Annotated in this window: 8 protein-coding genes; all 8 read left to right on the top strand. The window is 62.1% G+C overall.

Translation table 11 applies throughout. The features are described 5' to 3' along the window. The coding region (locus VJ464_02845; GenBank protein ID HKQ04043.1) for a hypothetical protein at window positions 1–232 on the top strand (232 nt) is incomplete at its 5' end. A 63-nt stretch (window positions 233–295) separates the two neighbouring features. Then, a complete protein-coding gene (locus VJ464_02840) occupies window positions 296–1,543 on the top strand; it encodes a glycosyltransferase (GenBank protein HKQ04042.1) in 1,248 nt (415 codons plus the stop codon). An 88-nt stretch (window positions 1,544–1,631) separates the two neighbouring features. Then, window positions 1,632–2,807, top strand: a complete 1,176-nt coding sequence (locus tag VJ464_02835) for a nucleotide disphospho-sugar-binding domain-containing protein (protein HKQ04041.1) — start codon at window positions 1,632–1,634, stop codon at window positions 2,805–2,807. Between the two features lie 76 nt (window positions 2,808–2,883). Continuing rightward, on the top strand, window positions 2,884–6,312 hold the full coding sequence (locus tag VJ464_02830; GenBank protein HKQ04040.1) for an amino acid adenylation domain-containing protein: 3,429 nt from the start codon (window positions 2,884–2,886) through the stop codon (window positions 6,310–6,312). 93 nt (window positions 6,313–6,405) lie between these two features. Then, window positions 6,406–8,268: a carbamoyltransferase gene (locus tag VJ464_02825; GenBank protein HKQ04039.1), complete on the top strand. Its 1,863-nt coding sequence runs from the start codon at window positions 6,406–6,408 to the stop codon at window positions 8,266–8,268. A 13-nt stretch (window positions 8,269–8,281) separates the two neighbouring features. Then, window positions 8,282–10,429: a hypothetical protein gene (locus VJ464_02820; GenBank protein ID HKQ04038.1), complete on the top strand. Its 2,148-nt coding sequence runs from the start codon at window positions 8,282–8,284 to the stop codon at window positions 10,427–10,429. A gap of 86 nt (window positions 10,430–10,515) precedes the next feature. Further along, window positions 10,516–11,268, top strand: coding sequence for a class I SAM-dependent methyltransferase (locus tag VJ464_02815; GenBank protein ID HKQ04037.1), 753 nt, complete (start codon window positions 10,516–10,518; stop codon window positions 11,266–11,268). Window positions 11,269–11,443: 175 nt separating this feature from the next. Beyond that, on the top strand, window positions 11,444–13,846 hold the full coding sequence (locus VJ464_02810; GenBank protein ID HKQ04036.1) for an ABC transporter permease: 2,403 nt from the start codon (window positions 11,444–11,446) through the stop codon (window positions 13,844–13,846). Window positions 13,847–14,299 lie beyond the last annotated feature (453 nt).

Here is a 14,299-nt window from a genome sequence, read left to right as displayed (position 1 = left end):
GCGCGGCAACATCAAGCAGGTGACGGCGGCGCAGGTCGGCGGGCTGATCGAGGCGGTGGCGGGCGAGGCGTCGTTCAAGCGGCGGGTCGAGGCGATGAGCCGCACCTTCCGTGACATCGAAGACTCCGGCATCGGCGTCCGGATTCTTGAGCGAATCATGCGGGATTTCCCAAACTCATCAAGCCCGCCGGCAGCGCCTATGGGGCGACGCCATTCACTTTCAGTCTCCTGACCGCTGTGGTCGTGCCGTCTGCTCACTCGGCTCGTGGCGCTCCTTTCTTCCGTCGAGGCTTTTATGGCAAACATCCTGTTTATGCCGGTCCCTGAGTTCGGGCATATGAACCCTCCCCTTAAACTGGCAAAGTCGCTACAACAACGCGGCCACCGAGTTTATTACATCGGGTTCTCGGACTTTGAAGACTACGTGCGCGCGCAGGGGCTTGACTACATCTCTATCTTTAAGGACCGCTACCCGAAAGGCTACCTGGCGGCGAAGGCCGACAAGCAGGCCAGCATGAAGACCGACCGACTGAGCCTACTGTTTATGGAGGCCAGGGCACGCCAGGACCGGATTGCTCTGGACCCGCTGGCGGCATTCGAGGAGGAGGTTGCGCAGGTCTTCCAGGCCGTTCCGCCGGACCTGTTCCTGGTCGATAATATGCTGCGTGATCTGGCGGCAAGCGTCGCTCATCACCTCGGCGTCCCGACAGTTCGCCTTTCGCTACACTTCGAGGAGGCGCGGGTCGCTCTGGCCGAGCGCGGTCGGACGCCGCCGCCAGAGAAGCTGCCGGCCATCATTCTGTGTCCGAAAGAGTTCGATTTTGTGCACTCGCCGATGAAAGAAAATTACCATTACCTTGAAGCTTCAATCGAAGTCGAAAGGAAAGAATTCAGCGCGTTTCCTTGGGAGAAGCTCGACGACAGCCGCCCGCTCATCTACTGCTCGTTCGGCAGCCAGTGCCATCAGTACAAGCAGAGCGAGGCGCTGTTCGGTGCGATCATCGAGGCGGTCGGCGAGAGGCCGCAGTGGCAGTTGGTGCTGGCGGTCGGGCCTTACCTGAAGGCGGAAGCGTTCGCGCCGCTGCCCGACAACGTGCTGGTAGTGAACTGGGCACCGCAACTGAAGCTGCTGGAGCGGGCGGCGGTGATGATCACGCACGGCGGCCTGGGGGCGGTCAAGGAGTGCATCTTCTTCGCCGTGCCGATGGTCGTCTTCCCCGGCAACTGGGATCAGCCCTACCACGCGGCAAGAGTCGCCCACCACGGCATCGGCCTGCGCGGGAATAGTCACGGCGCATCTGTCCGCGACATTCAGAGAATGCTCGACGCGGTGATGGGCGACGTGTCGTTCAGGCGGCGGGTCGAAGCGATGAGCCGCACCTTCCGCGACATCGAAGACTCCGGCATCGGCGTCCGAACGGTGGAGCAGCTAATGGCTGACCTTCAGGGCCAACGCGCCCGCGAAGCAGCCGCGCCAGACCAGACGCAGGACCATCTTTCAGGCCAGGCGGGCAGCGCCGCACGGCGGCCGCCGGCCCTATGACCTCCGGCTGAATCCAGGCCCACTCGTCCGCCGGGCCGCGGCTTGCAGCCCCTAGGGCGTAACCGCGGGGACCGAGAATAAGGAAAGCATGGCTACGATCACTTTCTTTCCGCATCCTGAATTCGGGCACCTGAATCCTCCGCTGAAGCTCGCCCGGAGCTTGAAACAAAGGGGCCATCGCGTCTACTACATTGGTCTGCCAGACTTCGAGGATTATGTCCGCTCTCAGGGGGTGGAGTACAGGCCCATCTTTGAGAAACGGTGCCCCAGGGGCTACCTGAAACGGCGTGCGAGTGAGAAGGCCGAGCGGGACCTGGATAATCTGAGCCTGCTTCTCTGGGAGGCAGCCGAAAGCAAGGACGCCGCCTTCGATCTCTTCAAAGAGATGGAGAAGGAGTTCGCGGGATTGCTAGCCGACGGGGCTCCCGATCTCATGATCATTGATTTTAAGCTGCGCGACCTGGCGGCGCTGACCGTCAAAAAATTCGGCTTGCCCACCGCCATCCTTTCGGTGACGCTGATCGACCTCGCTCCGCTCGGTGCCGTTGAAACTAGCAAGGCGGCCCACAGCGGACTGCCTGAACTATTTCTGTGTCCCAAAGCGTTCGACTTTCCGTCCGCAACAAAACCTCACCGTCACTACATCGAAGCGTCCATCGAATTGGGGCGCAGGGAAGCCTACGACTTCCCCTGGGAGAAGCTGGATGACAGCCGCCCGCTCATCTACTGCTCATTCGGCAGTCAGCCCTATCAGTACGAGCAGAGCGAGGCGCTGTTCGGTGCGATCATCGAGGCGGTCGGCGAAAGGCCAGAGTGGCAGTTGGTGCTGGCGGTAGGCACGCATTTGAAGGCGACGCATTTTAATCCGCTGCCCGACAACGTGCTGGTGGTCAACTGGGCACCGCAACTGAAGCTGCTGGAGCGGGCGGCAGTGATGATCACGCATGGCGGCATGGGTGCGGTCAAGGAGTGCATCTTCTTCGCCGTGCCGATGATCGTCTTCCCGTGCCGCTGGGACCAGCCGCACAACGCGGCGCGGGTGGTGCATCACGGGCTGGGGCTGCGCGGCGACATCAGCGACGGGTCGGTCGGGCAGGTGCGGCGGCTGCTGGAGGAGCTGAGCGGCGGCGGCCAGTACAAGGCGCGGGTGGCGGCGATGAGTCGGACCTTCCGCGAGGTCGAAGACTCCGGCATCGGCGTCCGCACCGTCGAAAACATCCTGAGCGATTATCAGCATCGCCGGCCTGCGCTGTCGGCTCGATAACCTGCCGCGCATGGGGCTTCTCATGCGTGAGTGACAACAGAAGAGGAGTCGAATCGTGGAGTCGAGAAAGCCTGAGATGAATAGAACAGAAGACGCAGCCAGCCGAATTGCCGGCCTGTCGCCGGCCAAACTCGCGATGCTTGCCCGTCGGCTCAAAGAAAAAAAGAAGCCGACCGAACGCCCCCCGCTCATTCCGCGCAGGGAAGCATCCGAAACGGTTATTCCGCTCTTGCCGAGCCAACAAGGCGTGTGGCTGATCAGCCACTTGCAACCGGAAATGCCGTTCTACAACCTGCCGGGGTCCTGGCCCTTCAAGGGCAAGGTCAATCTGGCTGCGCTGGAACAGGCGCTGAACGAGACCGTGCGGCGGCATGAGATATTGCGCACCAGCTTTCCCGCCGTCGGCGGGGAGCCCGTGCAGGCCATCACCCCGGCGGAGCTGCTGAGCGTGCCGCTGGTTGACCTGCGCGGCCTGTCGCCGGTTGAACGCTGGAAGCAGGCCACGCGGCTTGGCATGCAGGAAAAGCTGCGCCGGTTCGACCTACAGAAAGAATGTCCGCTGCGCATGACGTTTCTGAGTCTGGACCACGATGAGCTGGTGCTTCTGCACACGGTCCATCACATCGTCTTTGACGCGGGGTCGGCCGCCGTCTTCATGACGGAGCGCGAAGGCTTATATAAAGCCTTCGTCAAGGGCGCGCCTTCGCCTTTGGTCGAGCTGCCGGTTCAGTGTGGTGATATTGCCCTCTGGCACCAGCGGTGGATGCAGGGCGAAGAGGCGGCGGCGCATCTTGCATACTGGCGGGAGACGCTCGGCGGCAGTTGCCCTGAGCTGGAATTGCCGACGGACCGCCCGCGGACGGGGCAGCCTTTCCTGGGTGCCTGGCAGAGGACGCAACTCGCGGCCACCTTGACGGCGGCGCTCAAGAGATTGGCCCACGAAGAAGGCGCGACGCTGTTTATGACGTTGCTGGCCGGGCTGAAAGGGATGCTTTCCCGTCAAACGGGGCTGGATGACATTCGCGTCGGCACCCTCTTTTCGACGCGCAACCGCTCGGAATGCGAAGGGCTGATCGGCCCCTTTTTCAACACCTTGATCATGCGTACTCAGCTGCGCGGCTGCACGACCTTCCGCGATTTGATCAGGGCCGTCCGCCGCACGACGCTGGCCGCCTACAGTCACGCGGATTACCCGTTTGCAGAGATGGTCGAAGCCTTACGAGCCAGCGCGGACCTCGGATCGGGGCCGCCTTTCCGAATCAAGTTCGGCATGGGGCCGGCCCAATCGGGCACCGGGACAGGCGAGCTGTTCGGGATGGCGATGGAGGGATTTTCTCGCCTCACGGCCTTGGATCGGGAGCATCCATCATCGCCTGACGCGAGCCACAGCGCCGCTTTGCCGGGCCAGGAATGGCTGCCGGAGAACCGTGGCGTCCACCTCGATTACGACCTGGCCTTTTACGTTCATGAGATCGGCGATCAGATGCAGGCCCGCGTCTGGTATAACTCGAACCTCTTCAACGCGACGACCATAGCCAGGCTGTTACGCCATTTCCGCATGTTCGTGGAAGCGGTTGTCAGTCGTCCCGATCAGCCGATGGCGGCGGTCGACCTGTTGCCGCCGGCCTGCCGCCATCAACTGCTCACCGAGTGGAATGATTCGCATGCCGTGGACGATGAGGGAGAGACTTTTTTGCCCCTGTTCGCTGCCCAGGCGGAACGCACCCCCGACGCCATCGCGGTCGTCTGCCGGGACGAGCAGGTGAGCTATGGCGAACTGCATCGCCGGGCCAATCACCTGGCCTGTCATCTGCAATCGTACGGGGTCGGGCTGGAAGGCATGGTGGGCGTAGCGACAGGGCGCGGCATCGATTTCCTGACGGCTATGCTGGCGGTCTTCAAGGTCGGCGCGGCTTATCTGCCGCTTGACCCTGCCGACCCCTCTATGCGACTGCAAGAAATTCTGCGCCGAAGCCGGGCCAGCGTGATTCTGACCACAGACGAAGCCGCGCCGGAAATCGCGCGGACGCTCGCGGACATGGCCGCGGAGGAGCGCCCAGCTTTGCTGCCGGTGACTACGCCCACGCAGCGGGAGATTCCGGCGGACGCTTTCCCGGCGGCTGGCGGCCCGCGAAACCGCGCCTACGTCATATTCACCTCAGGCTCGACCGGCACGCCGAAAGGGGCCATGGTCGAGCAGGCCGGCCTGGTCAATCACTTGCGCGCCAAGGTCAGCGACTTGTGCCTGACCGCGACTGACACGGTTGTCCAAAACGCATCCGAGCGGTTCGACATATCGGTGTGGCAATTTCTCGCGGCCTTAATGGTCGGCGGGCGTGTGTGCATCATCGACGACGAGGCCGCTCATGCCCCTTTGCGCCTGCTGGCTGTCGTCGAGCGCGAAGCGGCCACCGTCCTTGAAGCGGTGCCCTCGTTAGTGGGGGCGGCCCTGGACGAGATTGAGGAGGCAGCCGCCCGCCCCAGCCTGGCCGCGCTGCGCTGGCTCCTGGTCACCGGCGAGGCGGTCGCGCCGCAAATCTGCGCCAGGTGGTTGAGCCTTTACCCCGACCGCCCGCTGCTGAATGCTTATGGCCCGACCGAATGTTCAGACGACGTGACCCACTATGCCATCGCCACCCCGCCTGCCGGCGAGGTCCTCCACATGGCGATAGGCCGGCCCGTGCGCAACACCCGGTTGTACGTGCTGGACGCCTCGCCATCGCCTGTACCCATAGGCGTGCCGGGAGAGCTTTACGTCGGCGGCAAAGGCGTCGGCAGGGGCTACCTTGATGAGCCGTCGCGAACGGCGGAAGTTTTTATCCCTGACCCTTACTCCTCGACCCCCGGCGCACGGCTGTATAAGACCGGCGACCTGGCCTGCTATCGCCCGGACGGTAATATTGAATACAGAGGCCGCCTGGATCATCAGGTAAAGATCCGCGGCTACCGCATTGAACTGGCAGAAATCGAAGTGATGCTGAGCCGCCACCCCGACGTGCAACAGGCGGTCGCCGTGGCGCGCGAAGACCGGCCCGGCGACAAACAACTGGTTGCCTATGTGGTTGCCGCCCGGCAGCCGGTGCCGACCAGCGCGGAACTGAGTCAGTTCCTGGGCGAGCGCCTGCCGGATTACATGAGGCCGGCGGCCTTCGTGATGCTGGAGTCCTTGCCGCTGACGCCGAACGGCAAACTCGACCGCCTCGCCTTGCCGGCGCCGACGGGATTGCCGCCTTCGGATGGCGAAGAATGGGTGGCCCCGGACACCCCCATCGAAAGGAGGCTGGCCGAGATATGGGCCGACATGTTTAATGGCAAGCAGGTCGGCATCTTCGATAACTTCTTCCACCTCGGCGGCCATTCCATCAAGGCGGTCAGGGTCATCAACCGCATCAACCAGGCATTCAACGTGAACCTCTCTGTACGCAATGTGTTTGAGGAGCCTACTATCGCCGGCCTGGCGCTCTTGATCGAAGAGACGCTGATAGAAAGGCTGGAGGTTGAGTAAGGGTGCGCCGCCCTGTTGTAAGCCCCGGGGCTTGATGACCCCTGGCCCCGCTCTTGTGGGTCGCCTGTTTCCGGCTTCCGCTTTGGAGTCAACATGAATCATTCAATTCAGAAAATCAGTTCGAGCGTTTCCCGACCTGGCTCGGCGCCCGCGGCGGGGCGAGCGGCGCAGAGCCGCGCGATGAATATTATCGGCATCTCAGCCGGCTACCACGATTCGGCCTGTTGCCTGATGCAGGATGGCGCGCTAGTCGCCGCCGCCCAGGAAGAGCGGTTTTCGCGGCTTAAGCATGACAGGTCGTTTCCCAGGCGGGCATTCCGATACTGTCTGGAGCAGGCCGGAATCACCATCGCCGACGTAGACTGTCTGGCTTATTACGAAGACCCCTGCCAGAAGCTGGGCAGACAGATATGGATGGGGCTGGGGCCGAGGCCATCGGCGGCCCGGCGCGAGGCGATACTTGATCGCCTCGCCCGACTCAAACCGCAGCAGGCGATCCGCCAGCTACTGGGCTACGACGGGCCTATCGAGATTTTCGATCATCACCTTTCCCACGCCGCCAGCAGCTTCTATTTCTCGGGGTTTGAAGAGGCGGCTATCCTGACCGTTGATGGCGTCGGCGACTGGCCGACGACCACTTATGGCTTCGGCGAGGGCAGCCGGATCGAGCGCCTTGAGCAAGTAGATTTCCCCGATTCTCTGGGGTTCTTCTACAGCGCCATCACCAGCTATCTAGGATTCGAGGTCAACGACGGCGAGTACAAAGTGATGGGGCTAGCGCCGTATGGCAAACCCATCTACGCCGATCAAATCCGCGAACTGGTGGAATTGCTGCCGACCGGTCAGTACCGCCTGAACATGAAGTACTTCGCTTTTCTGAACGAAGACTTCATGTACGCGGAGCCGCTCGCCGCTCTGCTCGGACAGCCGCCGCGCGAGCCAGAGTCCGAGATCAGCCAGTTCCACCAGGACGTCGCCCGCAGCGCCCAGTTCATCCTGGAAGAGATACTGCTAGAGAAGGCCCGCTATCTCTACCGCCAGGTTCCCAGTGAGAATCTCTGCATGGCAGGCGGCGTCGCTTTGAACTGTGTCGCCAATCGGCGACTCCTCAAGGATGGCCCGTTCAAAAGATTGTTCGTGCAACCCGCTGCCGGCGACGCGGGCGGCGCACTGGGGGCGGCCGCCCTGGCCCATGCGCGCCTGACGGGCGAAAGGCCGGCGCGCAAGCGGCTTGAACACGTCTACCTCGGCCCCAGCTTTTCGGGGTCGGAGGTCCATGAGTTTTTGCAGAGCACGCCGGCCCGCTACGAAGACTACAGGGGCAGGGAGAAAGAGTTGATTCGGGCGACGACCGAGCACCTCGCTAAGGGGAAGGTGATCGGCTGGTTCCAGGGACGCATGGAGTTCGGGCCGCGGGCGCTGGGGGGCCGCTCGATTCTGGCCGACCCGCGGCGGCCCGATATGCGCGACCGCATCAACGCGCTGGTGAAGATGCGCGAAGCCTTTCGCCCATTCGCGCCGGCCGTGCTGGAATCACGCAAGGCCGAACACTTCGAGCTTGACCACCCGTCGCCGTTCATGCTGGAAACCTGTCAGGTGAAATCGGCGCTCGACCTGCCGGCCATCGAGCACGTTGATGGGTCGGCGCGCGTGCAGACCGTCGCGCCCGAGGTCAATCCGCGATTCGCGGCCTTGCTCGAAGAGTTCCATCGTCGCACAGGCTGCCCCATCCTGCTCAACACGTCCTTCAACATGCGGGGCGAGCCAATCGTTTGTAGCCCGGTCGATGCGATCATGTGCTTCGTGAGATCGAAGATCGACATTCTCGTGATCGAGGACTTCATCATTGAGCGGGCGAGTATTCCGCCATTGTGGAAGCTCCAGGCGCAAGGCGGGATGGCGAGAAAGGCGAACCCGGACGAGGCCATCAGCCACCTCGTCTACACCTTACTTTGAGGAGGCACGCGGCATGAACCGCCCACCGGAACTATTAAAACCTTTTGCCAATCACCTGGCGCAACTGGCCAGCTCGGACGACCGTTCGCACCTGCTGCGCCTGCTACAACTGACCGGCCTGTTCGCAGGGCCGGCCTGTGCGTGCGCCCAGCCGGAGGCCGACAGCCGGCAGCCGGCGCGAGCCTCGGATCGTATAGGAATCTGGGAGCGCAAGTCAAAGGATGGCAAATCCTACTTCGCGCGCAGCCTGGAGCGTGCGAACGAGTGGAACATGTGGGCGAATGAGGGGAGGATCGAGACGAAGGGCGCAAAGCGGCGCATCGTCCTGATCGGCGAGTCGGTCGCTCGCGGCTACCTCTATGACCCGCTCTTTACGCCGGCCAAGGTCCTTGAACAGATCCTTAAGCCCTATTTCCCCGAAACCGGCGTCGAGGTCATTGACCTGGCGCGGTTGAGCCTTCTGCAAGACCAACTGCTGGAACTGGCCGAATCGGCGCTCGTGCTCGAACCGGACGCGGTGGTGATCTTTGCCGGAAACAACTGGGGGCTTGGTTTTTCAGCCTCCGTCAATGACCCGGATTACCGGCGCTCCGTATCGACGGTGGCGCGGCAGGCGGGGGTCGCCGGCTTGAAGCGTTTCGCCGAAGAGCGGCTGCAACGAGAGATTCAAAATCTGGTTGAGGCGGTCGCGTCGCTTTATCAATCCAGAGGCATCCCGTTTTTCTGGATCGTCCCGGAATTTAACCTCGGCGATTGGCGCGACCCGGAAACCAATGCGCCTTATCTCCAGGCAGGCGCGAACCGGGACTGGCTGGCGCTGTGGCAGCAATCGCGCCAGGCTCTGCAAAATGGCGACACGGCGGCGGCGCGGGCGACGGCTGAAAAGATGGTCGAGCTTGACCAGGGCGTCTGTGTCGCCGGCTTGTACCTGCTCGCCGAATGCAGCCGTCGGGCAGGAGACCGGCAGGCGGAAAGGCATCACCTGGAGCGGGCGCGGGACGCGTTGATCTGGGACAACACGGGATACGTGCCTTCAAGGTCCTACACGGTCGTGCAGGAAACGCTGCGCGAAGAAGCCGGAAAGCGCGGCAGCGAGATCGTCGATTTACCCCTGGCATTCAATGAATACCTGAAGGGCGAATTGCCGGACCGCCGGCTCTTCGTCGATCATTGCCATCTGACCAGCGACGGGATTCGCCTGGCCATGTCGGCCACCGCCGCGCGCCTGCTGCAAAGGCTGACCGGGGCGGCACCGCACTGGAGCGCCCTGGCCGACAGACGCATCGCCCCGCCCGCCGACGTCGAAGCCGAAGCGGCTTTCCTGGCCGCGGTGCATAACGCGCACTGGTGGCAGTCCGGCGACCTGGTCGATCATTTCTGTCAGCGGGCGGTGGATCACTCGCCGAAGGTGGCGCAGATGATCACCACCTTCAGTGAGCTCCAGACACGGCGACCGCCCATGTTGATGAGCCGTTCGGCAGAACAATTCGCCAAGCTGGGGGCCGGACTAATCCAGTTCTATACGGTCCAATACAGCAAACACCTGCTCGACGAGGTATTTCTCAATGCCATTGAGCGCGCCGCCCGAAGACTCGGCGTGGACCGAGGGCGGCTGGAGAAATTGCAGCAGCAGGAACACAGCGTCGCGCGCAAAGACAATAACCTGCTCGATTATTACTACTGCTCGGCGGCGCGGCAGCCGAGAGAGTTGATGTGGGCTTTTGCCGTGCAGGGGCTAAGCCCGCTGCTGCGCATGCGCAGTGATTATTATAAAGCCTACGGGCAGACCTCGCGGTTCATCTTTGTCGGCGAATCGGACTGTCCGGTCGGGCTGCGCCTGACTTGCAGGCTGCCGCGCGGCGGTCGGGCCGAAGGCGACATTGCCGTTGAAGTGAACGGTACGCCGCTCGGCGAGCTTGCCGTCACCCGCGACTGGCAGAGCTGGCAGATCACGGTCGGCGAGGCCCTGGTGCGCGACGGTCTGAATGAAGTCGTCATCCATTGGCCGCTGCCCGAGTTTCCCGAAGGGCAGCAGCTCGACGCTACCTTTGAGCACCTCGTCGATGAGGGGACCTACCCTGACTTTTACCCTGTCTTCGGCGAAATCCATGCCTTCGTGGCGGCCGACGCGCGGAAAGCGCGGGCCGGCGCGGCGGCCTAGCCGAACCAACCTTTCAAGTCGTCAGCAGCTAAGCGTAAATACGCATCGCACAGGCGCGGGAGACCGCCGCCGATTGTGGAGGGAATATGGAGTACGCCGAATACATCAATCAGATCGCTTTCAAGATTCTTCAGCCCGACGTGCCGGTGGCTGACTTCATCAAAACCAACGCCTGGGTGAAGCGGTACATCACTTCGGCCCAATCGACGGGCGAGCTGGAGGTGATGAATACAGAGATCCCCGGCGGCGACCGCGAGAGGATCAGGAGGCTCGGCCACCTGCTCAGCATTCCCCGTATGTCGACGTTTGCCATCGGCGCCATCATTAACAAGGCGGTGTCATTGATGCCGGATGATCTGGCCTATGTCAACGTCGGCGTGTGGAACGGCTTCACCCTGTTATCCGGCATGATAGACAACCCGGAGAAGACCTGCGTCGGGATAGACAACTTCTCCCAATTCGGCGGGCCGCGCAAAGCCTTTCTAGAACGGTTCAACCAGCACAAGAGCCGCCGCCACTCTTTTTATGATATGGATTACAGAGATTATTTTCGTCAATTCCACCGCGGGCAGATCGGGGCATACCTCTATGACGGCGAGCACAGCTATGCAAACCAGTACGAAGGCTTGCAGGTGGCCGAGCCTTTCTTCGCCGACGGCTGCCTGGTCTTCGTCGATGACACGAACTGGACCGAGCCGAAAAGCGCGACGCTCGATTTCATCTCGCAAAGCGCGAATGATTACGACATCCTCCTCGACGAAGTGACCTGCCAGAACCGCCACCCGACGTTTTGGAATGGCTTCATGGTTTTACAGTGTCACAAGAAAAAGGGGCAATAAAAGGGCATCCGGTCGGCACCTCGTAAGCGGCTTAGCAGCGCTTAGTCGGCTGCTGGCCGGTGTGGTATAGTCAGTTAATTAGCTTTAAAGGGCCGCCCGTGCGCGCCGGCATGCGCGCGGCGACGTCGTCGCGCCGCGGCAGCCGGGCGTCGCCGCGCGGCGGGAGGAGACCAAGATGGAAACCATTCTTCAGGACCTGCGCTATGGTGTGCGCGTGCTTGCCAAGAACCGACTCTTCACCTTCCTGACGGTGATCACGTTAGGCTTTGGCATCGGCGCTAATTCGGCCATCTTCAGCGCCGTCCATGCCGTGCTGATGCGGCCCTTGCCCTTCGAGAACCCCGACGAACTGGTGAGAATATTTTCCTATAATCAGGCCGGCAAGATTGGCGTCACCTCCTGGAAGGACCTCCAAGACTGGCAGAAGAACGCGCAGAGCTTTGCCGAGATAGCCGTTTACAGCGCCGGCGAGAATGCGGTAATCGGGCCGAACGGGCCGGATAAACTGAAGACGGCTGACGTTTCGGCGAGTTTCTTTGATCTGCTGGGGGTCAAGCCGATCATCGGACGGGCCTTTTTGCCCGAAGAGGATGGGCACAGTGGCGACAACCGCGTCGTGATACTCGGAGAGGGGTATTGGCGACGGCAGTTCGGCGCTGACCCCAATGTGCTGGGGCAGCTACTGGTCATTGATGATTACAACACCAGAATCGTCGGCGTTGTCCCGGACCAGTTCAATACGCTGGTCGGCCCCGCCCAGATGTGGTTCGCATGGCCCGCCAAAGACGAGCCGCGCGACTCTCGTCACCTGCCGGTGATTGGCCGTTTGAAAGCGGGCGTCTCGGTCAAGCAGGCTGACAGCGAAATCAATGCGCTGAGCGCGAGCCTCACGCAGATGTACCCGGACACCAACCGCGAGGTCGGGGCGCGGGTCGAGTCTCTGAAAGAGACGATCATCGGCGACATCAACTTAATCCTGATGATCCTATTTGCCGCCGTCGGGCTGGTCTTGTTGATCGCATGCGCCAACGTCGCCAACCTGATGCTGGCCAAGGCCGCGGCGCGCGCGCAGGAGATTGCCATTCGCTCGGCCCTCGGGGCGAGCCGCAAGCGGCTGCTGCGCCAGATCCTGACCGAGTGCCTCCTGCTGGCTACGCTCGGCGGCGGGCTCGCTTTGCTCTTGGCCTCTCTGGCCATCAAGTTCCTGATCATGATGAATCCCGGCGATATCCCCCGCCTCAACGAGACCGGCGTGAACGGCAGCGTGATCGCCTTCACGGTCTTGTTATCGCTCGTCAGCGTACTGATCTTCGGGCTGACGCCGGCGCTGCGGTTATCAAAGACGGATTCCAACGGGATGCTCAAGGAATTCGGGCGCGGGATTAAGGGAAGCCGGAGCAGCGCACGGGTGCGCAGCCTACTTGTCATGACCGAACTGGCGCTCTCGCTTGTGGTGCTGATCGGGGCCGGCTTACTAGTGCGCAGCTTTTACCTCCTGATCTCGATCAAGCCCGGCTTCAACCAGGAGCAGGTCGTCACGGCAACCGTGTCACTGCCGAACTCTCGATACCCCAAGCCCGAATCAAGAAAGTTGTTCTACGATCAGCTCGTCAGCCGGCTTGAATCCCTGCCCGGAACGCAATCAGCCGCCCTCTGCACAACGCTGCCTCTGGGCGGCAGCGGGATCAGTGACTGGTGGGGGTTCGTCCAGGAGGGCCATGTCTATAAGGCGGAGCAGAAGACCTTCGCTCAGTGCCGGCGAATCAGCCCCGGTTACCTGCAAACCATGCAGATACCGCTGATCGCCGGGCGTGATTTCAGTCAAGCCGACGGCGAGAACGCGCAGCCGGTTCTGGTCGTCAGTCAAACGATGGCCCGCAAGGTGTGGCCCGATGAGAGCCCGGTCGGCAAGCGGTTGGTCTTCTCAGCCAACGGCCCTCCTTATGAGGTCGTCGGCCTGGTCGGCGATGTCAAACGCGCCGCCCTCGACGATGCAGACGATATGGCGTTCTATATACCGCTGGCCCAAAGCCCTGCGCGGTTTCTGGTCATCGTCGCACGCACGTCGGCAACGCCGGCTAGTCTGAGCGGCCCGATCAAATCGATGGTGGCGGGAATAGACGATAAACTGCCGGTCGCCAATCTCTCCACCATGGAGAACTTCCTGGATACCTCGTTAGCCAAGCGCCGGTTCATCCTGCTCATCTTCTCCGTGCTTGGCGGGCTGGCGCTACTACTGGCCGCCATAGGAACGTATGGGGTGATGTCTTACTCAGTCATCGAGCGCACGCAAGAGATTGGCATACGTCTGGCTCTGGGAGCGTCGCGAAGGAATATCCTCCTGCTGGTGACCGGCCAGGCAGTCAGGCTCGCCGGCATAGGAATTGTAATCGGGCTGGTGGTGGCATATGTTTCCACACGGCTGCTGGCATCCTACCTGTTCAAGGTTAATCCCGCAGACCCTGTGGTATTCGCCTTCACCGCAATTTTTCTCGTGGTCGTCTCGCTGGTCGCGGCCTCGCTGCCAGCCCTAAGGGCAACCCGGGTAGATCCCATGCGCGCGCTGAGGTCCGAATGAAGCGGGCTGGGGCAGGCCGTCGCCTTCCGCGCGGCCTGCCCCTGGCTCGGTGATCGCCTCCCGCATTGGACTCACCGCCCCGGGACAAAGACACTCATTACCCTACACGCTGAAGCGAAGGGGGTTCTTCTCCCGATCCTAACGAATCGGGCACGGCTGGCGTCCGCCTGCCTGTGCTGTCGGTTTCGCCGGCCTTCCTTCCTCACCGCTTGACGTCAGGAAGGCCGCGCTGCCCGGTCGAATGCCACCGAAGTCAGATCATTCTCAGGCAAGTGATGTCTGGGTGAAGCTCGGATCAACATCGAAAAAATGGGGGTAACGAAGGTGAACGAGAGCGAAGCGAAATACGAGTTCGCGGCCTCTTACGCGCAACAGCGCCTGTGGCTGCTCGACCGCCTGGAGCCGGGCCGGGCCATCTACAACATCCCGCTCGCCTACCGCCTGCACGGCCGC

It is taken from the genome of Blastocatellia bacterium, from assembly GCA_035275065.1.
Classification (GTDB): Bacteria; Acidobacteriota; Blastocatellia; order UBA7656; family UBA7656; genus DATENM01.
Note: the sequence above shows the minus strand (reverse complement) of the source record. Positions and strands in the feature narration are given on the sequence as shown.